The 21,822-nt window shown below is 66.6% G+C and carries 25 protein-coding genes; 15 read left to right on the top strand and 10 right to left on the bottom strand.

What is annotated here, in order from left to right; genetic code table 11:
- Nucleotides 1–8: 8 nt before the first annotated feature.
- From U5798_RS21270 to U5798_RS21250, 5 genes are all read left to right on the top strand, one after another.
- Nucleotides 9–1,088, top strand: a complete 1,080-nt coding sequence (locus U5798_RS21270; protein ID WP_124451753.1) for an ABC transporter ATP-binding protein — start codon at nucleotides 9–11, stop codon at nucleotides 1,086–1,088.
- Nucleotides 1,085–1,954, top strand: a complete 870-nt coding sequence (locus U5798_RS21265) for an ABC transporter permease (protein ID WP_124451755.1) — start codon at nucleotides 1,085–1,087, stop codon at nucleotides 1,952–1,954. The genes U5798_RS21270 and U5798_RS21265 overlap by 4 nt, the downstream gene beginning before the upstream one ends.
- Complete coding sequence (locus U5798_RS21260) at nucleotides 1,954–2,877, top strand: ABC transporter permease (protein WP_322083097.1); 924 nt, start codon at nucleotides 1,954–1,956, stop codon at nucleotides 2,875–2,877. Before U5798_RS21265 ends, U5798_RS21260 begins: the two co-directional genes overlap by 1 nt.
- 113 nt (nucleotides 2,878–2,990) lie before the next feature.
- Complete coding sequence (locus tag U5798_RS21255; protein ID WP_322083096.1) at nucleotides 2,991–3,428, top strand: hypothetical protein; 438 nt, start codon at nucleotides 2,991–2,993, stop codon at nucleotides 3,426–3,428.
- 199 nt (nucleotides 3,429–3,627) lie between these two features.
- Nucleotides 3,628–3,840 carry a hypothetical protein gene (locus U5798_RS21250; RefSeq protein WP_047900698.1) on the top strand — a complete coding sequence of 71 codons (213 nt, stop codon included), beginning with the start codon at nucleotides 3,628–3,630 and terminating at the stop codon, nucleotides 3,838–3,840.
- Between the two features lie 372 nt (nucleotides 3,841–4,212).
- Here the strand turns inward: U5798_RS21250 and prfH are convergent, their stop codons facing one another.
- Together prfH and U5798_RS21240 are read right to left on the bottom strand one after the other, a co-directional pair.
- The gene (gene prfH / locus U5798_RS21245) at nucleotides 4,213–4,827 is read right to left on the bottom strand and encodes a peptide chain release factor H (RefSeq protein ID WP_322083095.1); all 615 of its coding nucleotides are present in this window, start codon (nucleotides 4,825–4,827) and stop codon (nucleotides 4,213–4,215) included.
- Nucleotides 4,827–5,975 carry an RNA ligase RtcB family protein gene (locus tag U5798_RS21240; RefSeq protein WP_322083094.1) on the bottom strand — a complete coding sequence of 383 codons (1,149 nt, stop codon included), beginning with the start codon at nucleotides 5,973–5,975 and terminating at the stop codon, nucleotides 4,827–4,829. The genes prfH and U5798_RS21240 overlap by 1 nt, the downstream gene beginning before the upstream one ends.
- A gap of 733 nt (nucleotides 5,976–6,708) precedes the next feature.
- Between U5798_RS21240 and U5798_RS21235 the strand changes: the two genes are divergently transcribed.
- Nucleotides 6,709–7,578 carry an RNA ligase family protein gene (locus U5798_RS21235; protein ID WP_322083093.1) on the top strand — a complete coding sequence of 290 codons (870 nt, stop codon included), beginning with the start codon at nucleotides 6,709–6,711 and terminating at the stop codon, nucleotides 7,576–7,578.
- Nucleotides 7,579–7,619: 41 nt separating this feature from the next.
- Nucleotides 7,620–8,753 (top strand): AAA family ATPase, encoded by a 1,134-nt coding sequence (locus U5798_RS21230; protein ID WP_124451765.1) that lies wholly within the window; start codon nucleotides 7,620–7,622, stop codon nucleotides 8,751–8,753.
- A gap of 137 nt (nucleotides 8,754–8,890) precedes the next feature.
- On the opposite strand, the gene U5798_RS21225 is transcribed toward U5798_RS21230, so the two are convergent.
- Complete coding sequence (locus U5798_RS21225; protein WP_322083092.1) at nucleotides 8,891–9,529, bottom strand: 5-formyltetrahydrofolate cyclo-ligase; 639 nt, start codon at nucleotides 9,527–9,529, stop codon at nucleotides 8,891–8,893.
- A 229-nt stretch (nucleotides 9,530–9,758) separates the two neighbouring features.
- On the opposite strand from U5798_RS21225, the gene U5798_RS21220 reads away from it, so the two are divergent.
- The 6 genes from U5798_RS21220 (at nucleotide 9,759) to U5798_RS21195 (ending at nucleotide 14,635) form a co-directional block, all read left to right on the top strand.
- On the top strand, nucleotides 9,759–10,685 hold the full coding sequence (locus U5798_RS21220; protein WP_124451769.1) for a LysR family transcriptional regulator: 927 nt from the start codon (nucleotides 9,759–9,761) through the stop codon (nucleotides 10,683–10,685).
- 206 nt (nucleotides 10,686–10,891) lie between these two features.
- Nucleotides 10,892–12,148, top strand: a complete 1,257-nt coding sequence (locus U5798_RS21215) for an MFS transporter (protein ID WP_322083091.1) — start codon at nucleotides 10,892–10,894, stop codon at nucleotides 12,146–12,148.
- 214 nt (nucleotides 12,149–12,362) lie between these two features.
- Complete coding sequence (locus tag U5798_RS21210; protein ID WP_322083090.1) at nucleotides 12,363–13,463, top strand: nitronate monooxygenase; 1,101 nt, start codon at nucleotides 12,363–12,365, stop codon at nucleotides 13,461–13,463.
- A gap of 117 nt (nucleotides 13,464–13,580) precedes the next feature.
- Entirely contained in the window at nucleotides 13,581–13,952 is a 372-nt protein-coding gene (locus U5798_RS21205; RefSeq protein ID WP_124451775.1) for a GFA family protein, read from the top strand.
- Complete coding sequence (locus tag U5798_RS21200; RefSeq protein WP_322083089.1) at nucleotides 13,949–14,077, top strand: hypothetical protein; 129 nt, start codon at nucleotides 13,949–13,951, stop codon at nucleotides 14,075–14,077. Before U5798_RS21205 ends, U5798_RS21200 begins: the two co-directional genes overlap by 4 nt.
- 102 nt (nucleotides 14,078–14,179) lie before the next feature.
- Nucleotides 14,180–14,635: a MarR family winged helix-turn-helix transcriptional regulator gene (locus U5798_RS21195; RefSeq protein ID WP_124451777.1), complete on the top strand. Its 456-nt coding sequence runs from the start codon at nucleotides 14,180–14,182 to the stop codon at nucleotides 14,633–14,635.
- Nucleotides 14,636–14,683: 48 nt separating this feature from the next.
- On the opposite strand, the gene U5798_RS21190 is transcribed toward U5798_RS21195, so the two are convergent.
- The 6 genes from U5798_RS21190 to U5798_RS21165 form a co-directional block, all read right to left on the bottom strand.
- Entirely contained in the window at nucleotides 14,684–15,400 is a 717-nt protein-coding gene (locus U5798_RS21190; RefSeq protein WP_322083187.1) for a GNAT family N-acetyltransferase, read from the bottom strand.
- 167 nt (nucleotides 15,401–15,567) lie between these two features.
- Nucleotides 15,568–15,897 (bottom strand): DUF4148 domain-containing protein, encoded by a 330-nt coding sequence (locus U5798_RS21185; RefSeq protein ID WP_322083088.1) that lies wholly within the window; start codon nucleotides 15,895–15,897, stop codon nucleotides 15,568–15,570.
- Nucleotides 15,898–15,971: 74 nt separating this feature from the next.
- The gene (locus tag U5798_RS21180; protein WP_322083087.1) at nucleotides 15,972–16,301 is read right to left on the bottom strand and encodes a DUF4148 domain-containing protein; all 330 of its coding nucleotides are present in this window, start codon (nucleotides 16,299–16,301) and stop codon (nucleotides 15,972–15,974) included.
- 60 nt (nucleotides 16,302–16,361) lie between these two features.
- Entirely contained in the window at nucleotides 16,362–16,688 is a 327-nt protein-coding gene (locus U5798_RS21175; protein WP_322083186.1) for a DUF4148 domain-containing protein, read from the bottom strand.
- A gap of 66 nt (nucleotides 16,689–16,754) precedes the next feature.
- Nucleotides 16,755–17,174: an organic hydroperoxide resistance protein gene (locus U5798_RS21170; RefSeq protein ID WP_322083086.1), complete on the bottom strand. Its 420-nt coding sequence runs from the start codon at nucleotides 17,172–17,174 to the stop codon at nucleotides 16,755–16,757.
- A 279-nt stretch (nucleotides 17,175–17,453) separates the two neighbouring features.
- Nucleotides 17,454–17,918 (bottom strand): RidA family protein, encoded by a 465-nt coding sequence (locus U5798_RS21165; RefSeq protein WP_322083085.1) that lies wholly within the window; start codon nucleotides 17,916–17,918, stop codon nucleotides 17,454–17,456.
- A gap of 215 nt (nucleotides 17,919–18,133) precedes the next feature.
- On the opposite strand from U5798_RS21165, the gene U5798_RS21160 reads away from it, so the two are divergent.
- Nucleotides 18,134–19,099, top strand: a complete 966-nt coding sequence (locus tag U5798_RS21160; protein ID WP_322083084.1) for a LysR family transcriptional regulator — start codon at nucleotides 18,134–18,136, stop codon at nucleotides 19,097–19,099.
- Nucleotides 19,100–19,130: 31 nt separating this feature from the next.
- On the opposite strand, the gene U5798_RS21155 is transcribed toward U5798_RS21160, so the two are convergent.
- Complete coding sequence (locus tag U5798_RS21155) at nucleotides 19,131–19,838, bottom strand: SDR family NAD(P)-dependent oxidoreductase (protein WP_124451788.1); 708 nt, start codon at nucleotides 19,836–19,838, stop codon at nucleotides 19,131–19,133.
- Nucleotides 19,839–20,626: 788 nt separating this feature from the next.
- On the opposite strand from U5798_RS21155, the gene U5798_RS21145 reads away from it, so the two are divergent.
- On the top strand, nucleotides 20,627–21,643 hold the full coding sequence (locus tag U5798_RS21145) for a hypothetical protein (RefSeq protein WP_322083083.1): 1,017 nt from the start codon (nucleotides 20,627–20,629) through the stop codon (nucleotides 21,641–21,643).
- The last annotated feature ends 179 nt before the right edge of the window (nucleotides 21,644–21,822 follow it).

The following is a 21,822-nucleotide window of genomic DNA, read 5'->3' as shown; positions in this document are numbered from 1 at the left end:
TTCGCGCAATGAAGCACAGTTTCGAACGGTTGCGGCTCGACGGCGTGTGCCGCAGTTTCACCAATGCGGAAGGCGCGCAGGTTGCCGCGCTGAACGGGCTCGACCTCGAGATCCGGCGCGGCGAATTCATCGCGCTGCTCGGCCCGTCGGGCTGCGGCAAATCCACCGCGCTGAACTGCATCGCGGGGCTGCAGCCGCTGACGAGCGGCGGCATCTGGCTCGACGACACGCGCATCGACGTGCTGCCGCCCGAGCGCCGCGGCTTCGGGATGGTGTTCCAGAACTACGCGCTGTTTCCGCACATGTCGGTGCTCGACAACGTCGGCTTCGGCCTCAAGATGCGCGGCGTGCCGAAGCAGGAAACGCGGCGGCGCGCGCAGCAGGCGCTCGATCTCGTGCAGCTCGTCGGCCACGAGGGCAAGCTGCCGGGGCAACTGTCGGGCGGGCAGCAGCAGCGCGTCGCGATTGCGCGCGCGATCGTGATCGAGCCGCCGCTCGTGCTGATGGACGAGCCGCTGTCGAACCTCGACACGAAGCTGCGCATCGAGATGCGCGCCGAGATTCGCCGCATCCACACGCAGCTCGAACGCGCGACGATCTACGTGACGCACGACCAGGACGAGGCGCTGTCGATGGCCGACCGCATCGTCGTGATGAAGGAGGGCGTCGTGCAGCAGGTCGCGTCGCCGAAGGACGTCTACACGCGCCCGCACAACCTGCACGTCGCACGCTTCATGGGCTACCGCAACGTGCTGCCGTTCACGCTCGAGGGGATGGCCGGCGATGACGTTCGGGTCGCGGCGGGCGGCGTACGGCTCACGGGCGTGCCGATGGCCGGCTTCGACGCGAAGGACGTCGTGGTCGCGCTGCGCCCCGACGACATCGAGCGCGCGGACGAGGGCGGCGACAACGCATTCGACGCGACCGTCGAAACGGTCGAATACGGCGGCCGCGACTCGCTGATCCGTGCCGTCACGCCGTTCGGCGCGATCTGGGCGCGCGTCGCCGGCGAATTCGCGGAAGGCGAGCGGTTGCGGCTGCGCGTCGCGCCTTCGCGCACGCTCGTCTACGCAGCGGAGCCCGCATGAGCACGCTCGCGTCCGGCGCGCCGCGCGACGCGAAGGCCTGGCTCGTCACGCCCGCGCTCGCGTTCATCGCCGCACTGTTCATCTACCCGTTCGCGTACGGCCTCGTGCTGTCGTTCCAGCCGATGAACGGCGGCGGCGCGCTCGCGAACTACGTGCAGTTCTTCACCGATACCGCGATGTGGCCGACCGTGCTCGTCACGCTGAAGCTCGCGGTACCGGCGACGCTGCTCAACGTCGGCATCGCGATACCCGTCGCGTTCGCGCTGCGCCGCAACTCGCCGTACCAGAAGTTCGTCACGACGCTGCTCGTGATTCCCGTCACGCTCGGCACGGTGCTCGTCGCCGACGGGATGCTCACGTATTTCGGGCCGAACGGCTGGTTTCCGCAGGCACTGCAGGGGCTGCACCTGTACACCGACGAAGTGCGCCTCACGCACAACTACTGGGGCGTGCTGCTGTCGCTGATCGTGTCGGGCTTTCCGTTCGCGTTCCTGCTGATGCTGTCGTACATCAGCGGCATCGACCCGACGCTCGCACGCGCGGCCGCGACGCTCGGCGCGAACCCGTGGCAGCAGTTCCGGCAGATCTACCTGCCGCTGCTCGTGCCGGGGCTCACGATGGCCGCGTGCCTGTCGTTCGTGCAGGCGTTCTCGGTGTTCCCGTCGGCCGTGCTGCTCGGCGCGCCGGCCGGCCCGACGCGCGTGATCTCGATCGCCGCGGCCGAAGCCGCGTTCGAGAGCTACGACTACGCGCTCGCATCGGCGATCGCGATCGTGATGGGCTTCGTCCAGCTGCTGGTGGTCGCGTCGATGCTCGGCGCACGCCGCTTCTTCTATACGGGCGCGGTCACGGGAGGCAAGGGCTGATGGCGACCGACAATCATGCCGCGCGCACCTGGCCGCCGAAACACGACGCGCCTGACGTACGGCCTGTCGATGCAAGGAAACCGCACCGGATGAAAAGCAATCTCGCCGGCCGTGCCTGGAAGGCGCTCGTCTGGGGGCTGATGGCGTTCTTCCTGCTGAACGTGATGCTGCTGATCGCGACCGTCGCGGTGAACTCGGTCGCGACGCGCTGGTTCGGCACGCCGCTGCCGCAGGGCTTCACGCTGCGCTGGTACGCGAAGGCGTGGGAGGACTTCCAGCTCGCGAGCGTGCTGTGGGTGACCGTCGAAGTCGTCGGTGCGGTCGTGCTGCTGTCGATCGCGCTCGGCGTGCCGGCCGCCTATGCGCTCGCGCGCGTGCAGTTTCGCGGCAAGCGCTTCGCGCTGCTGGTGTTCCTGCTGCCGCTGATGGTGCCGCCCGTCACGTACGGGATCCCGATGGCGACCGTGATGTACAAGATCGGGCTCGCGGGCACGCTGCCGGGCGTGATCCTCGCGAACCTCGTGCCGGCGCTGCCGTTCGTGATCCTCGTGATGACGCCGTTCATCGAGCAGATCGACCCGAACCTCGAATCCGCCGCGCGCATCTTCGGCGCGAACACGTGGCGCTATTTCCGCTACGTGCTGCTGCCGCTGCTGGTGCCCGGCATGCTTGCGGCCGGGCTGCTCGTGCTGGTGCGCACGATCGGAATGTTCGAGCTGACGTTCTTCACCGCGGGACCGAGCACGCAGACGCTCGTCGTCGCGCTGTATTACGCGGTGTTCTCGACCGGCGTGCGCGCGCCGCAGTCGATCGACGCAATGGCGATGATCTACATGGCCATCACGCTCGTCTGGGTCGTGATCGCGCTGCAGTTCGTGAGCCCGACGCAACTGGTCAGCCGCGTGAAGCAGGAGCGGCAGTAGGCCAGCGCGTCACGTGGCCGCGCCGGACGTCCGTGCAATTGGTTACAAATGGATACCGCGCCCGGCACGCGGACGTTGCAGACTACGCGCGTTCACCCGATCGACGGATATCCATGAAGTTTCAAACGCTGCTGACACTCGCCGGCGCCTCGACGCTGCTGGCCGCCTGCAACCTGCTCCACGACGGTCCCGGATCGAGCGACGTCGACGCCGCCGTGCGCCGCGCGCTCGAAGCGGAAAACCACGGCGGCCTGAACGCGCTGTTCGGCCAGCCGCTGCCCGTGTCGGCCGATGTCGTGTCGGCCAAGCCCGACGGCGACTGCAAGAAGCTCGGCGATCGCACGTACTCGTGCGACGTCATCGTCACGTGGCGCAACGCCGATTACTCGCCGTCGCGCGCGAACCTGACCTTCGTGAAGGCCGCCGACGGCTCGTGGCAGACGTCGGGCGTCGATGCGGCGCTCGTGACGGGCACCGCGAAATCGCTGATCGACCATATCGGCAAGGCGTGGCCGGGCAATGCGGCGAGCGGCGCGTCGGCGCCGCAGTGACGCGCCGGCGGCCAGCCTTCTTTTCCTTCTCCTGGTGGGCGGCCTCGTTCCGGCAGGCCGCGCCTTCCCGCTCCTTTGCCTGAAAAGGGCACGATCACCTGGCCCGATCTCGCTTGAATGCATCCTCGGTATGCAGGCCGACTTATAGGGAAAACCCTTATTTCGAGATATAATCACGGCCTAAGAGAAAGGTCGAACCATGCCTGAACGTTTCCAAACCCTTGAAAAATTTGTGTTTTCCCTCGTCGTGATGTCCGCCGTGATGTGCTCGGCATTCCTCGCGTACGAGCGTCACCCCGAGATCAAGATCGCGCTGCACGAAGGCGAAGCGCTGATGCGCGAGAGCGCCAAGTACTCGGTGATCTGCTCGCCGTCCAAGGTCGATCCTTGCGTCGAGATGTCCGCTTACTGAACGGTTTTTCGGACTTGTTCGATGTCTTCGGTGATCTGAATGCCTTGAAGTCGCGTTCTTGGGACGTTCAGAAACCGGCCGCAAGATAGGGCGGATGCACGAACCCGTTACGTGCCGAGTCGCTGGCGTAAGCAGCCACCGAATTCAGTCGGCCCCGCTTCGAGCAATCGAGCGGGGCCGTTGCGCTTTTGCGCGTGGCGCGACACGACATGCCGCGGCTGTCCGGATTCACGCGGCAGGCCGATGCAGCCTGCGCGGCACACGGGCGGCGTACCGGAAGCGGTGCGCCACCCGTGCAACCCGACGGGGTCGGGAAAACCATGACGCCCGTGGCTTGGCCGCCGGCCTGACCGCCGCCGACAGCCCACGCGGTCATGCTCGATCGGCCGGCATGAACGCCGGCCCGTGAAACACGCGCACAGGGTTCCCGCGCGCCAGCGCAAAGTGTTGCATCCGCCGCTGACGGCGCGCATCGGACGCGTGACGATCGGCTTCCTGCTGCAATCGCACCTGCAGCAACTGCAGCGCCAGACGCTTGTTCGCATGCTGGCTGCGCTCGCTTTCCACGCGCACCGACAGGCCGGTCGCGACATGCGTCGCGCGGATGGCCGAGCTCGTCTTGTTCACGTGCTGGCCGCCCGGCCCGCGTGCGCGCATCGCTTCGAACCGCACGTCGCCGTCCGGCAGCGGCTGCGCCTCCGCACAGCGCGTGACGCCGATGAACCAGTTCTTGCGCGGATGGCGCAACCGGTACGGGCTCGTGCAAATCCACTGCAGTGTGCCCGTCCACCGGTCGGCAAGTGTCGGGGCCGCATCGCCGTCGAGATCGAGCAGCACCGAACGCAGCGTGCCGGGCCGTTCGCCCGGCTGCGCATCGAGGACCGTCACGACGACGTGCCGCGCATCGGCTTCCGCCTGCAGGCGCCGCAATGCGTGCGCCGCGGCGAGCTGGCATTCGAGCGGACCGTGCGCCGAGGAAATCTGCATCAGCATCGGCAGCCCTCCCCGGACGTCTTGTAGGTCAGCACCGGCGCGAGCCGTGCCAGCCTGCGCAGCAGGCCGGCCGCCTCGAGCGCGTCGACCACGCTGTCGATCGGCTTGTACGCCTGCGGCGCTTCCTCGTACAGCAGTTCGCGGTCTTCACAGACGACGTGGCTGCCGAGCGGCGTGCGCGTGAGCTGCGACGGCGTGAAGCGCCGCTCGAGGCGGCCCTTGCAATCGCCGCGCGCCCATTTGCGGCCCGCGCCGTGCGCGAGTGATGCGAGGCTCGCCGCATCGTCGGGCCGCACCGGCGCGACGAGGTAGCTGTAGTCGCCGCGCGAGCCCGGAATGACGACGGGCCCCGCGTCGGCCGGCGTCGCGCCTTTGCGATGCAGCCAGCCCGGCTCGCCGTCGATGTTCGTGCGGCTCACCAGGTTGTGGTTCACGTCGAGCACGCACCGGCCGTCGCTGCGCCAGCGCGCCAGCATGCGCCGCGCGATCAGGTCGCGATTCGCGATCGCATAACGCAACGCCGCGTCGTGCCATGCAAGGTACGCCGCGCATGCGGCATCCGGCTCGTCGAGGCCGTTGTAGCCGTGCTCGCGCATGTGCTGCTCGAGAATCGACTGGCCGAAGCCGCGCGACCCGCTGTGCACGAGCAGCAGCAGGCGCTCTCGATCGAGACCGAGCGCCGCGACCGCGTCGGCGTCGTACACCGTCTCGATCCGCTGCGCCTCCGCAAAGTGATTGCCGCTGCCGATCGTGCCGAGCGACGCGGCGAACGCGTGACCGGCGAATCCGGCGGCCGCGATCAGCGGCTGCCAGCTTGCATCGGGCGTGGCGTCGATCGAGCCGAGCCGGCTCGCGAGCTTCGACGCGCTGGCGCGCCGCGCATCGAGCGCGGTTTGCCACAGCGCCATCCCGCAGCCGATGTCGCCGCCGATCAGCGCCGGATACAGCCGGCCCGCCGAAAAGAACGCCGCGCCGACCGGGTAGCCGCGTCCGGGGTGAAGATCGGGCATGCCGGCGACGCGCCGCATGCCGGGGAGGGTGGCAGCCAGTTCGAGCTGCCGGATGGCCTCACCTTCGATCCAGGTGGTCGGGCTGGCGCACAGCGTGATGCGTTCGCCCAGGTATTGCATGGAATTGCCCATGGAGGTTTCCGTTCGATGAAAAGGAAGAACGGCGGGCCATGGCGCGGGCAGCGCACGCATGCGCGGCCCGACATCGGAAGTCGGGAGGGAGGCGGCACGACCGGATCGGGGCGACCCGGCTCATCGCCATGACGACGATGCGTCGTGCTGCGTTGCGTGAACGATGAAACGGACGGACGCGAAAAACCCGGACTACGACCCGCGACGGGAGGAGCGCTGGCGTGACGTCATGATGTTCTTCTCCTTGCGAGTGAGGGGTTGATCGGAATGGCGGCGACTCTAGCATGTACGCAACGGACGCAGCAAGCGAGTGATCCGGCCTTGCCGATGGAATTTCGATTCGATGTGGCGAAAAACATACATATAGGATTCCGGATCATTTGCGCGGCGATGGCGTGCGCGGCGCGCCCGAGCAGGCATACGGCGCATGCGGACGACCACGACCGACACACATGACGGCGCTTGACAGCACAAAAGCCGTTTCGTAGCATCCGCCTGCTTCATCCCTGAACCCTCATCGAACCGGTGATCCAAGTGCCCGCAAACATTCGTCCCTTCGCCTGATACGCCGACGACTGCCGTCCCGGCCGCGTGTCGTCCTGCCTATTTCCGTCTGCGTCGCAGCGCCGGAACGATGATCGCAGGGCCGCGCCCGGACCCGCACTGACACCGCAACGCACTCCCATCCGTTCGTTCACGTCGTCGGCTTTTTCCCTGTTTCCGGAGAAAGACCATGACGCTGGATTTTCGCGCCTACGCGCAATCGCTCGACCTCGCCCGCTACCCGCGCACGCCGCATCTTGAAGGCTCGCGCCTGCAGGACGGAGACGAAGGTCACGACCACATTCCGTATCGCACGCTCGCCGGCGCGCACATCGTCGTCGAGGAAAAGCTCGACGGCGCGAACACCGGCATCAGCTTCAGCCCCGCCGGCGAACTGCTGCTGCAGTCGCGCGGCCACTATCTGGCCGGCGGCGGCCGCGAGCGGCAGTTCGGTTTCGTGAAGACCTGGGCCGCGGCCCATGCCGGCTGGCTGCTCGACCGCCTCGGCGATCGCTACGTGATGTACGGCGAGACGATGAGCAAGAAGCACGCGGTGTTCTACGACGCGCTGCCGCACCACTTCTTCGAGTTCGACGTGTTCGACCGCACGACGGGCCGCTTCCTGTCGACGCCCGCGCGTCGCGCGCTGCTCGCCGACGGGCCCGTGCTGTCGGTGCCCGTCTTGTACGAAGGCGTCGCGCCGGCGCGGCTGGCCGACCTCAAGGCGCTGCTCGGCCCGTCGCTCGCGAAGACGCCGGACTGGCGCCGCGCGTTCGAGGACACCGTGCGGCGGCAGGGGCTCGACCTCGCACGGGCATGGCAGCAATGCGACAAGTCGGAGCGCTCCGAAGGGCTCTACGTGAAGGTCGAGACGGACGACACGACGACCGGGCGCCTGAAGTGGGTGCGCCACGACTTCGTGCAGGCGATTCTCGATTCGGCACGCCATCACTCGGAGCAGCCGTTCATCCCGAACCTGCTCGCACCCGACGTCGACCTGTATGCGCCGCACCCGACCGTGACATGGCAATCGGTCACGGCCGCGCATCCGAAAAAATGAACACGGAACAGCCGATCGCCGTTTCGGAAGGAGTATTGATCATGAAGTACGAACAGTTACAGGCACTCGTGCCTGCGCCCGGCCGGCAGCCGGACTATCACGCGTGCCTCGCGGCGTTTCCCGCGCTCGAACAGGCGAAGACGACACCGCAAGAGCCCGCCCATCACGGCGAAGGCGACGTGTGGACGCATACGATGATGGTGATCGATGCGCTGCTGGCGCTGCCCGGTTATCAGGCTGCTTCGCGCGCCGACCAGGAAATCGTGTTCCTGGCCGCGCTGCTGCACGATATCGCCAAATCGAGCACCACCGTCGTCGATCCCGTCACCGGCGCGATCGGCCATCCCGGCCACTCGCGCAAGGGCGCGATCGATGCGCGCATCGCACTGTGGGATGCCGGGATGCCGTTCGCGGCGCGCGAGGCGGTCTGCCGGATGATCGCCGTGCACCAGGTGCCGTTCTTCGCGATGAGCGGGGCGCGCCACGGCACGCCCGAGTTCATCGCGCGCGAGCTGTCGTGGCAGGTCAGCATTCCGCTGCTGTGCCTGCTCGCCGAAGCCGATATCCGCGGGCGCATCTGCAACGATACGCAGCGCGTGCTCGACAACATCGAGCTGCTGCGCGAACTCGCGCGGGAAGAGGGCTGCTACGGCCAGCCGCGCGCATTCGCTGACGCGCACACGGCGCTCAGCTATTTCCGCGGCGCGGACGTGCACCCAGACTATCCGCTGTTCCGCACGCCGGGCTCGCAGGTCGTCGTGATGTCGGGGCTGCCGGCATCGGGCAAGAACACGTGGGTCGCGCGGCATCATCCGGATCTGCCGGTCGTGTCGTTCGACGATGCGCGCGATGCGTTGGGGCTGCGTCACGGCCAGAACGAGGGCGCGGTGGCGCACCATGCGGTCGACGCCGCGAAGGCGCTATTGCGCGAGCGGCGCCCGTTCGTGTGGAACGCGACGAACCTGTCGCCGCTGATGCGCAAGAAGACGCTCGACCTGCTGTATGCGTACGGCGCCGACGTGACGCTCGTCTATCTCGAACAGCCGCGCGCGGAGTTGCTGCGCCGCAACGCACGGCGCGACACATCGCTGACGAACCGCGCGCTCGAGGCGATGCTGTTGCGCTGGGATCTGCCGCTGCCCACCGAGGCACATGCGGTGCGGTACGAGGTCTGATGCGGCAATGTCGTCGCACGTGCCGGTAAGCCGGTTGTCACCGGCGGCGTACCGGCATGCGCATCATGCCAGGCACACGGCCGCGCAGCCGATCCGGAACAGGTTCCCGGCAGGGGATTTCATCGTGGATTCCAGCTTCAATGCGCGACGATGATGAATGCCGTGAGCGCGATCGGGAGCAGCGCCACGCCAAGCAGGCCCACTGCGCCGTCGGCCGCTATCGTGAGCGGCGACAGCGCGAGCTTCGCGCCCCGGCCGAGCAGCGACGGCCGCTCGATGACCTCGACGTTGTAAGGATGATTGAACGCCTGCGGAATCGACGACGGCGTGACGTCGTTCGGCTGGTAACGCGTGCCGCTGATCGTGCCGCGCTCGGTCAGCCGGTAGCGCTCGTCCTTGAAACCGTCGGCGACCGCGCGCGCACGCAGTTCGGAGCCGGGCGGGGCATCCTCGCTCGAAAGCTCCAGGATGTAACGCCCGGAGATCTTGTCGCCGTGCGTCTCGAAATCGTCGAAATCGGTATGAAGCCTGGGGCGATAGGGCGCCGTGAGGTTGACGGCGAGGGCAGGCGGCACATCGAAGATGTAGTGGTACTGCTTGCCGATCACGACGAGTTTCTTCCCGTCGGGGCTGATCAGGAACGCCGACAGCGTTTCCCGGTATTCCGGATCCTTCATCATGCGATCGGTGATCGGCCCGATCTTGACGTCGGAGCAGCCGGCGAGCATGCCGGACGCCGCCACGGCGGGCAGCGCGAGAAATGTTCTTCTTTTCATGTGTGCTGTGCTTATGTTGTTGGTTATTCAGCGGAACCGCTTGAATGTCGGACCCCGCGTTCAATGAACGCGGCACCCTGACGGCCGTTCGTGCGGTTTCTCGTCTGCGCATTGTAGGGCCAAATCCACGCGCGCGGCATCCCCCGCAAGGCGGCTGGCCCACGTGCGGTAGACTGCACGCTCGCTAGCCCGCCACCCACGAGACGACCGCCCGCGCACCACACAGACCATGGATCGAATCGATGCGATGAAGGTGTTCGTCGCCACGCTGGACGAGGGCAGCCTCGCGGGCGCGGGGCGACGGCTCGGCCGGTCGCCGGCGGCAGTCAGCCGCGCGATCGCGTTCCTCGAGGAACACACGGGCACCGCGCTGCTGTACCGCACCACGCGGACGATTCGGCTCAGCGAGGCCGGCGAACGCTACGCGGCCGCGTGCCGCCGCATCCTGTCCGACCTGGAAGAAGCCGACATGCTGGTCGCCGACGAACGCTCGGCGCCGCGCGGCATGCTGACGGTCACCGCGCCCGTCGCCGCAGGTGAAGACGTGCTGCGCGCGCTGCTCGACGCATTCATCGAACGCCATCCGGCCGTGTCGATCCGCCTGCAACTGCTCGACCGTCCCGTCAGCCTGATCGACGAAGGGATGGACGTCGCGCTGCGCATCGCGCACCTGTCCGATTCCACGCTCGTCGCGATTCCGGTCGGCTCCGTGCGGCGAGTCGTCGTTGCGTCGCCCGACTACCTGGCGGCGCATCCGGCGATCGACGCACCGGCCGATCTCGCGCAGCACCGGATCATCTCGATGACGCACTTCGGACTCGACTCGTGGAGTTTCCCGCCGTCGGGGCCGTCGGCAGTGCCGCAGGTCGTCCAGTTCGCCCCGCGCTTCATCATCAACACGATCCGCGGCGCGGTCGCGTCGGCCGTCGCCGGTCACGGCGTCACGCGACTCTTTTCCTATCACGTCGCCGAACAGGTCCGCGACGGCGCGCTGCGGATCGTGCTGCGCGACAGCGAACATGCGCCGCTGCCGATCCATCTCGTCACGCCTCACGGGCGGCTGGCGGTGCCGAAGGTACGCGCGTTCGTCGATTTTGCCGCGCCGCGCCTGCGCGAGCATTTCGCGCGGCTGGCGGCCATCACCGACGACAATTGAACCGGCATGCGGAAGAATGACTTTCGCAGGACGGAGATTCTCCCGATATTCGACTCAATCTAGACTTTCTTCAACCGACGGACACGCAGGGCGTCCGTCCAGCGAATGGAGGTCGACATGCATCAAGCACTTCTGGATCAACTGCACGCGCGTGCAGTCAATGCTTGGTCCGGCACGGTGCGCCCGATTCCCGCGAGGAGCGCGCGATGAGCACGACCGTCCACGCGCCAGCCGCCACGCCCGCCGATCGACCCGCCGCGAGCTATGCCGAACGCAACGCGCACTACTGGCGGCGCAATCTCGCCGTGTGCGTCTTCGGGTCGTTCACGACGCTCGTCAGCCTGAGCATGCTGCTGCCGTTCCTGCCGCTGTACGTGCGGCAGCTCGGCGTCGACTCGCAGTCGGCCGTGATCCAGTGGTCGGGCATCGCATTCGGTGCGACGTTTCTCGGCACGGCCGTCACGGCGCCGCTGTGGGGCCGCCTCGCGGACCGCTTCGGCCGCAAGCCGATGCTCGTGCGCGCGGCGATCGGGATGGCGATCGTGATGTCGCTGATCGGCGTCGCGCACAACGTGGTCGAACTGGTCGCGCTGCGGCTGATCGCGGGGCTCGTCGGCGGCTATGCGTCGGCGTCGACCGTGATGGTCGGCACGCAGGCGCCGCGCGAGCGCGCGGGCTGGGCGCTCGGCATCCTCTCGACCGGCGCGCTCGCGGGCAACCTGGTCGGGCCGCTCGTCGGCGGATTGCTGCCGGGCTGGGTCGGCATTCGCGGTACGTTCTTCGCCGGAGGCGCGATGATCGCCGTCGCCGCGTTGCTAACGATCTTCGTCGTGAAGGAAGACTTCCACGCGGGCACCGACGCGAAAACGCGCATCGCCGGCGCGGCCGCAGGCTCCGCGCACCGCACGAATCGCGCGGTAGTCGCCGCGTTGCTGGTGACCGCGACGATGGTGCTGCTCGCGAACATGTCGATCGAGCCGATCATCACGGTCTATATCGGCGGCCTCGGCGTAAGCGGCGACCACGTCGCACGTGTCGCCGGTGTCGTGATGGCGTGTTCGGCACTCGGCAGCATGCTGACGGCCGCGCGGCTCGGCGCGCTGGCCGACCGGATCGGCAGCTGGAACGTGATCGTCGGCTGCCTGCTGCTGACCGCGCTCGCGATGGTGCCGCAGGCGTTCGTCACCCACTGGTGGCAGCTTGCCGCACTGCGCGGGCTGATGGGCATGACGCTCGCGGGGCTGCTGCCGTCGATCGGCAAGCTCGTGCGGCAGTCCGTCGACGAGCGTGCGACGGGACAGATGCTCGGCTACCTGCAGTCCGCGCAGTTCAGCGGGCAGGTGATCGGCCCCGTGATCGGCGGGCAGATCGGCGTCGCGTTCGGCCTGCATTCGGTGTTCTTCGTGACGGGCGCGCTGCTGGCCGCTTGCGCCGGGCTCGCACATTCGGCACGCGGCCGCTAGCGGCTGGCCCGCGGATCGACGCCTGGCGTAGGATGGGCGCAGCGGCTCGCGCCGCATCCGGAAGCCAGCGGCACCGCATGGCCGCCCATCGTTTTCTCGCGACCGGCTGCGCGCGAAGTCCGACCTACGCGCGTCGATCCGAACCCGACTCACGCGCTTCGGCCTGCATGCAGCCGAAGCGTTTCGATCACGGATATCGCAGGAGGCAAGCGACATGAATCAACCGACCCACAACCGGACGCTGTTGCGCACGCTCGGCATCCGCGCACCGATCGTCCAGGCGCCGATGGCCGGCGTCAGCACGCCGGCGCTGGCCGCCGCCGTATCGAACGCGGGCGGGCTCGGCTCGCTCGGCGTCGGCGCGACCAACGCCGACGGCGCGCGCAAGATGATCCGCGACACGCGCGCGCTCACCGGCCGGCCGTTCAACATCAACGTGTTCTGCCACAGCCCGGCTCGCGCCGATGCAGCGGTCGAACGCGCGTGGCTCGACTGGCTTGCGCCAGTGTTCCGCGAATACGGCGCGACGCCGCCCGCGTCGCTGGCGGAGATCTACACGAGCTTCATCGCGGACGCCGCCATGCAGGCGATGCTCGTCGAAGAAAAACCGGCCGTCGTCAGCTTCCATTTCGGGCTGCCGTCCGCGGACGTGATCGCCGCGCTGAAGCACGCGGGCATCACGCTGTTCGCCTCCGCGACGAATCTCGACGAGGCACGGCAGATCGCCGCCGCGGGCATCGACGCGATCGTCGCGCAGGGCATCGAAGCCGGCGGGCATCGCGGCGTGTTCGATTCGACCGCGCACGACGATCGCCTCGGCACGTTCGCGCTGACGCGCCTGATCGCGCGCGAATGCGCGCTGCCCGTGATCGCCGCCGGCGGCATCATGGACGGCGAAGGCATTGCCGCCGCGCTCGCGCTCGGCGCGCAGGCCGCGCAGCTCGGCACCGCGTTCGTCGCGTGCCCGGAAACGTCGATCGACGACGGCTATCGCCGCGCGATCCTCGGCGACGCTGCGCGCCGCACGACGCTGACAGCCGCGATCTCGGGCAGGATCGCGCGCGGCATCGCGAACCGGCTGACCGCGCTCGGCGACGACCCGCACGCGCCGGCCACGCCCGCGTACCCGATCGCCTACGACGCGGGCAAGGCGCTGCACGCGGCCGCGAAAGCGCGGGGCGAATTCGGCTACGGCGCGCAGTGGGCCGGGCAGGCCGCGCCGCTGGCGCGCGCGCTGCCGGCCGCCGAACTGTTCGCCGCGCTCGAGCGCGAAACGCGCGCGGCGATCGAGCGGCTGCAGCACGCGCTGGACTGATCGCGCGAGCCGGAGATTTGCAATGATCTGTATCTGACCGGACCGCGGATACAGCGCGATACAACCACCGCGCGCGGGTTCGCTATAAAGCAGGCATGACCTCTTCCGGAGTCCATCATGTCTGCCACGTGGTTCAAGGGATCCTGCCATTGCGGGGCCGTCAAGTTCGAAGTCAGGACGGCCATTACGCCGGCCGTCCGCTGCAACTGCAGCCTGTGCCGCCGCCGCGGCGCGCTGATGAGCCCGATGTTCGCTGCCGCCAGCCTGAACATCGTCGAAGGCGAGGGCGCGCTGACGTGCTACCGCTTCAACACACGCACGGCCCGTCACTATTTCTGCAGCCGGTGCGGCGTCTATCCGTTCCATCAGACGCGCAAGGACCCGGCATGCTGGCGCGTCAATCTCGGCTGTCTCGACGGCATCGATCCGTACGCGCTCGACGCGACGGTCGCCGACGGCGCGAGCCTGTCGGTCGTGGAGGACGCATGAAACGCTGGCTGATGATCCTGCTGTTTGCCGCAGGCGGGCTCGCGACCGAAATCGCGCATCCGGTGCAATGCTCGCTGCTGTCGATCAGCCGCCGGCAGACCGGCAAGCGCCGCGGGCAGGGCTGACGTCACACCGGTTCATCGAGGCTGATTATCATGCTTCCGATAAGATCGCATGCGATATATAATGTGTTTGTGTGCGACCGTTCACGTCGCTGGAGGAAGCCCATGAAACCGACCGAAACCCCATCGATCGCCGCGCCGAAGCTGTCCGAGTTCCTGTGCTTTGCGATCTATTCGACGAACCTCGCGTTCGGCAAGGCGTACAAGCCGATCCTCGACGAGCTCGGCCTCACGTATACGCAATACATCACGATCATCGCGCTGTGGGAGCAGGACAACCAGACCGTCGGCCAGCTCGGCGAGAAGCTGTTCCTCGAATCCAATACGCTGACGCCGATCCTGAAGAAGCTCGAGGCGATGGGCTACCTGGAGCGGCACCGCGATCCGTCCGACGAACGCCAGGTGCTCGTCAGCCTGACGAAAAGCGGCCGCCGCGTGCGCGAGAAGGGCCTCGACATGGATCTGGTCGAAGCCACCGGGTTGAAGCCGGACGAATTCGCGAAGATGCAGAAGGCGATCGTCACGCTGCGCGGCAACCTGATCCGCTCGACCGAAGCATAAGCCGATGAACCACCTGCGGCCGGCGCGTGCCTCGCGTCGGCCGCGTCGTCATGCGTGCGCGTCGCCCAGCACCAGCAGGCGCATCTCGCGACGCACGACGAAACCGAGCGCGACGTAGCGCTCGATCGCCACCTGGTTCGTCGTGAGGACGTGCAGGAAGGGCGTTTCCGATCGCGCGCCGATCGACGCAATCAACGACCGGATCAGGCGCGCCGCAAGGCCTTGCCGCCGAAACGCGGCATCCACGCACACGGCGCTGATCTCCGTATACCCGTCGAGTTGCATCCGCTCGCCGGCCATCGCGGCCAGCCGGCCCTCGCTGCGCACGCCGATATAGCGGCCGAGCTCGAACGTGCGCGGGCCGAACGGGCCCGGCTGCGCGGCGGTGGTCAGCGCGAGCATGTCCGGCACATCGGCTTCGCCGAGCGTGACATGCTCCGTTTCATACGCCGGATCGGGTGTTCCTTGCCAGACCATTTGCAGCAGCGCCGCGCGCCGGATGACCGGCAATTCCGCAGGCGGTTCGATCTCGTCGGGCGTCACAAGCGCCGTTGGCCCGTGCGCGGCAACCAGTTCGCGCAGCGCGTCGAACGAGGCCGCGCTCGTGTCGGCGATCGCGGCAAACGGCGCGACGGCCGCTGGAAATCGCCATACGTGCTCATTGCCGAGCGCGAAGCGGCGCTGCTTGCCCGTGAGTGCATTCCAGACAACCCGGTCGAGCGCGTGCGCATCGCCTGTCGCGTTTCCGGTCGTAGCATCCCGCATCGGGTGCTCCTCGATTGATGGTGGGGTGCCGCACAGCATAGACCTGTTCGGTCGAACAGGTAGTGCCGTCGATCCAGATTCCGTCACCTCAACGATAAAAGCGCATGCGATTACATCGCATGCGCTTTATATGATCAGGATGGGCGACTGTTTTCGTCGCGCCGTGCTCAATGACCGAAATAAATCGAGCGCTCGGCCGTGCGAACCTCGTTGCGGCTGCCGGATTGCGTCGCGCTGCCGGCATCGCTCCCGTAACCGGCTGCCTGCGCGTCGGCCGCGACGGCACCGCTGTCGTGAATCCGGCTCAGCGCCGCCTGGATATTGGCCGGATAGTTCGGATCGTTGGGACGGTTCGGCAGGTAGCCGGCCTGCTGCAGCGCGGCCAGTTCCGCGCGCACCTGCGCACGCGTGACGGTGGTTTCGCTGGCGAACGCCGGTGCTGCAACGGCGGCCGACACGGCGACGAGGAGGGCGGCAATCAGTCGGGTCTTCATCATGTACCTCGAGACGGAAACGGGGATTCAGGGGATGCGCACCGGACGCCGGCCATCGGCGCCGTTCGCGGATTCATTCAATGGCCGAAGTAGATCGAGCGCTCGGCGATGCGCGTCGCAGGCCGGCTGCCCGACTGCGTCGTGGCGGCAGCGTCGCCGCCGTAGCCGGACGACGTGGACGAATCGGCCGCCACGGCGTCGTTCGCGTGAATGCGTGTCGACGCGGCTTGCAAGTCATCCGGGTAGTGCGGATCGTTCGCACGGCCCGGACGATAGCCGGCCTGTTCGAGCTGGACGAGCTCGGCACGCACCTGCGCACGGGATACGACGGCCTCGTCGGCAAACGCCGGTGCGGCAGCGGAAGCGGAAACAGCCACGAGAAGGGCAGCGATCAATTGGGCTTTCATCATTCACCTCGACAAAGTAGAAACGGGAAAGGAATCTGGGTTCACGTACCGGTGCGGCGCTCAATGACCGAAGTACACCGACCGCACGGCCACACTGACCGCAGGCCGGCTGCCCGACTGCGTCGCGGCGGCGCCGTTGCTACCGTAGCCCGAAGCCGGCACGTTGGCCGCAATGGCATCGTCGGCGTGGTTCTGCGTCAGCACGGCCTGCAGATCGTTCGGATAGGTCGCGTCGGTGGCGCGATTCAACGGATAGCCGGCCTGTTGGAGTTGAGCGAGCTCGGCACGCACTTGTGCACGCGTCACGGTGGTTTCGCTGGCGAACGCCGGTGCGGCAACAGTGGCCGAAACAGCAACGAGAAGGGCAGCGATCAATTGGGTTTTCATCATTCACCTCGACAGGAAAGGAATCGGATCTTCGGCAGGGCGGCCTTCGGCCGCCCGCTACAACGTTCAGGCGATACGGATGTCGACGTCGATGTTGCCGCGCGTCGCTTTCGAATACGGGCAGGTCTGGTGCGCGGCGTCGACGATCTGCTGCGCGACGTCACGGTCGAGCCCCGGCACGCTCACGTTCAGCCGGGCCTGCAGGAAGTACGCGTTGCCGCCGGTGCCGAGATCCACTTCGGCGTCGACCGCGAGATCGGCCGGCAGCGTCACCTTCGCGGCACGCGCCGCAAGCTGCATCGCGCCGATGAAACAGGCCGACCAGCCGGCTGCAAACAGCTGTTCCGGGTTGGTGCCGGTGCCGGCACTGCCCGGCGACGACAGCTGGATGTCGAGGCGGCCGTCGGAACTGCGCGCCGCACCGTCGCGGCCGCCGGAAGTCGTATGCGTCTTGCCCGTGTACAGCACTTTTTCGATCTTGCTCATCATTTGCTCCGTCAGTTGTCTGGTTTGTTTCAGATGCGATTCGATCGCATGCGACGCAGTTTGGTCGCGTCGAGCCCCGTCGTCAAGCGCATTCGATTAAATCGCATGCGATATTTTGTATTTCAATGTATCTGGAACGTGTCTCGCCTTTCTGGACAAGGCTTTCGGATGATCAAGCCCCGATATCGAATAGATCGACGACTGGGCCGACATTCGGGCAGGGCACACGCAAACGCTCACGAGAGTGTGAAATGGCCACCCCGCAGGGCGGCCGCTCCGTCACGCTGCGTCGATCTCGGCGATCACGACGAGGATCACGGCCGCATCGGCCGGCAACTGACGCTGGGAAAACGCGGAACGCGCGTGTCCGGCCTTGTTGCCGAGCACGGCGGCGAACAGGTCGGATGCCCCGTCGATCACGGCCGGCTGCCCGAAAAAGCCGTCGGCCGAACTGACGTGCCCCTCGACGCGCACGATCTTGCGCAACCGATCGAACCCACTCAGATGCTTGCGGATCTGCGCGAGCACGTTCAGTGCCGCCAGCCGGGCAGCGTGCTTGCCTTCGTCGACGCTCAACTGCTCGCCGACGCGGCCGGTATAGGCGACCTTGCCGTCGACGAGCGGCAATTGGCCCGACACGAACAGCAGGTTGCCGGCTTCGCTGACGGCCGTATAGCTGCCGAGCGGCGTCGGCGGTTCGGGTAACGTGAGGCCGAGTTCGGCCAGCTTCTGTTCGACGGTCATGTCGTACTCCTGGGAGATCAATGGTTCGGGTGGCCGGAAGTGCCTGTCAGTCACTGTAGTCAGGCGCCCGAAGCCGGTAAATGTCAGCCGCGCAATTGATTCGGGACGCCATGTAACGAATCACGCGCGTGGCGCTGGCTGGTTTCCCGCGCGATATTCATGCACACTCGTTGCTCCATCGCGCACCACATGCGGAAGACGGCAGGAACCGCCCCATGCAACGTAAATTCGACGACCTGCTGCTGGGCAGCATCGAGCTGTTCTGCCTTGCTGCCGAACTCGGCAGCTTCACGCTGGCGGCCACCGCGGCGAGCGTCACGCCGGCCGCGGTCAGCCGGTCGGTCGCGCGGCTCGAGGAGCGTCTCGGCGTGCGGCTGTTCGTGCGCACGACGCGGCAAATTCGCCTGACCGATTCCGGCCGGCGCTATTTCGAGCAATGCCGCGATGCGCTGTCGCAGCTCGTGGACGCGGAACGCGAAGCGACCGGCCAGCAGGCGACGCCCGCCGGCGTGCTGCGGATCAGCATGCCGACACCGTACGGGCACTATCGCGTGCTGCCGCTGTTGCCCGCGTTTCGCGAGCGGTATCCGGACGTGCGCGTCGAAACCCACCTGAGCAACCGAAACATCGACTTCGCCGAGGAAGGCTTCGATCTCGCGATCCGCGGCCGCGCGCCGGCCGATTCGAACCTGGTCGCGCGCAAGCTGGAAGATGCCGAACTCGTGATCGTCGCGACCCCCGACTACCTGAAGCGCGCGGGCATGCCGACCGCAATCGACGACCTGCATGCGCACGAGTGCATCCAGTTCGAACTGCCAAGCAGCGGGCGGCCGATTCCCTGGCTGTTCGACGACGGGTCGGACGAACTCGACGTTGCGACGACCGGCAGCTACGGCACCTCGGGCGACGTTCTGGCCGGCGTGACGCTCGCACGTAGCGGCGCGGGGCTGTTCCAGACCTACCGCTTCATCGTTGAACAGGATCTGCGCGCCGGCACGCTCGTGGAAGTGCTGCCCGGCCTTGGCGGCCGGTCACGGCCGTTCATGCTGCTGTATCCGCATGCGCGCTATCTGTCGTCGCGCGTGCGCGTGTTCGTCGATTTTCTCGTCGAGCAACTGGCGCGTGCGCCCGCCAAACAGGCGGGCCGCGCACGCGTCAAGCGCGCCACCGTACGGCGCTAGGCCGGCCGGCGCGTCATCCCGATGCCGAGGCTCAATGCCCCGCGCTCTGGCCGCCGTCGACGTGCAGGATCTCGCCCGTCACGAACGGCGCCGAATCCAGATACAGGATCGCGTCGACGATGTCGCTCATCTCGCCCATGCGGCCGACCGGATGCAGCGACGCGAGCGTCGCATGCGTGTCCGGCGCATGCATCGGCGACTTGATGACGCCGGGCGACACCGCATTCACGCGGATGCCGGCCTTCGCATACTCGATCGCGAGCGACTTCGTCGCCGCATTCAGCCCTCCTTTCGTCAGCGACGCGAGCACCGACGGCACGTTGCTGTTCGCGTGATCGACGAGGCTCGTCGTGATGCTCACCACGTGGCCTCCGCCATGTTTCTGCATCGCGTCGATCGCACGCTGCGTGACGTGGAAGAAGCCGTCCAGGTTGACGCTCGTGATCTGCGCGTAGTCGTCCGCGGTGTATTGCGTGAATGGCTTCGCAATGAACACGCCCGCGTTGTTGACGAGCGTGTCGACGCGGCCGAAGTGTTCGATTGCTGCGTCGACCACGCGGCGCGCGACGGCCGGATCGCCGATGTCGCCCGCGACGGTAACGAGATCGGGATCGTTCGACGGGCCGATCGAGCGGGACGTCGCGACGACGCGATGGCCGCGTGCGCGAAATGCGTTGACCGTTTCCGCACCGATGCCTTGCGATGCGCCGGTGACGATGATGACTCTGGATGTGCTCATGATGTGCCTCGACAGGTGAATGGTGTTCGGCTTCAGTGCCGACCGGATCGATGAATCCGATGGGCAGACTGTAGGCGCGCCGGTCGCGATTTCGAACACCCACCGTGGAGCAACAGTCTTGCGTCGCGGGAACAAATGCGGGGGAGGCTGGTTGCCGCAGTGGCAACGGAAGCGCCGCCGCTTGCGCCTTGCTGGTCGGAAAATCGGCGTCGCCGATCGACGTCGCGCTCAAGTGCCTCATTGCGGTGCGTACGACTGCTGACGCGTGGCGCGATCTCGGCGAAGAGACCGATTTTCCGGCGACTCGACGCGCGGATTTGGCTGCCACGAAACGCGTAGTTGGATAAACCCATGCGCCTATCCGGATAACTTTTCTTATCATAATATACTCATTAAAAATCCAAACTTGCGTCCATGGAAACGCGCTCGACCCGACACGCTCCTATGCCCTGATGTCGAATGTGACCCCCGTCAGGGCAGGGGAATTGCCGTAAAAGCGTGTTCGCAGTGGTCGGTGTGCATTGAAGTCGCTCTTCGGCGATTTCGCGAAGCGGGCGTAACAAGCGGCCATGAAAGAGGGCGCGCAAGCGTTGGCGTCGGCCACCGCGTTGATGCCGCGCAATCGCATCTGGCGAGGAGGTGTGCGGTTGCATCGCCGATGGCTTCGTCGTCGATGTGGCCGCACGATGTCGTGCATGCGATGCACGCCAGCCGCCTGACCGGACGCCGCCTATAATCGCTATCAACCTTTCCAGGAAATCGCGGTTACAAGGTGAGGGGGTGTCCAAATGGGAGAGTGCCGTTACATCTGTTCGCGCGTCGTCCTCGCAAGCTCGATCGCTGGTCTGACAATACTGGCGGTTCCGGTACACGCGTACGCCGAGGATGCCCCTTCGAGTAGTTCATCGAGCGGGCTCAAACCATCGGAGAGAACGCTCAACGTCTATGCGGTGTACGGCGACGGACGCGCGACCGAGGGTGGCGATATGCATTGGCGTGCGTACGAAGTCGGCTTCGGTGACGTCTTGAACGATTATTGGTCGGTCTACCTCGCGTACATGAATGAGGGGCATCCGCTGAATCACCACCGTGACGGTTTTGCCGCTCTGGGTTCGTTTCGTTGGCCGGTCGGCAGTCGTGTGGCGCTCGAATTTTCGGCGGGCCCGTATTTCAGCATGGACACGACCCATGTCGACGACCAGCCACGCAATGACAAGCGCTGGGGCGTGCGCGCGTCGGCAGCGGTGCGGTATTACGTCGTTCCAAAGCGCTTCTTCCTCAAGGTGCAGTACAACCACGTCCAGATGATTGGCGGCTTCAATTCCGATGCGGTGCTCTTCGGCATCGGCTCGGATTTCGGCGGCGATCCTGGCCCGGCGTTTTCGGACGGCAAGACGCAGGTCAGCGTTTGGGCCGGTACGTCGCAGACGAACCGTCCTCAAGTGCCGATCGAAAAGGGATACATGGTCGAAGTCAAGCGGCCGCTCGGCAATGCGTGGGCCTATTCGGCGAGCTTCATCTACGAAGGCAACAATGGCGTTGCCGGCCGACGAGGCGTGGCCGCGCAATTCTGGTACGTCGCGCCGATCAGGAGCAAATGGACGCTTTCGGCAGGTGTCGGCCCGTATCTCTCGCGGGATCGGGACGATGCCTCGGGCAGGACGCGACTCAATGCGTTGCTCAGCGCGCAAGTGACCTATCAGGTCACGAACGATTGGGCGGCGAGCTTGCGCTTCAATCGTGTCGCAACCCGCAACGACAAGGACCAGGACATGTTCATGGTCGGCGTGGCGCGTAATTTCTAGGCGTTCGTTCTTCTGCGCCGGTTCATTCTGTCGAGAATGCGTTGACGCTTGCATCCGTTCGTTCCAGCCACCGCAGCCTCCGGCGCCGGACAACCGGCGGCCGGACAGCTTACGCGGCCCGAAAGCGGACATTTCTAACTGGCTCAAACCGGACATTACTAAATGGCCGTTACATACAA

It is taken from the genome of Burkholderia sp. BCC1972 (assembly GCF_905339605.1).
Classification (GTDB): domain Bacteria; phylum Pseudomonadota; class Gammaproteobacteria; order Burkholderiales; family Burkholderiaceae; genus Burkholderia.
Note: the sequence above shows the minus strand (reverse complement) of the source record. Positions and strands in the feature narration are given on the sequence as shown.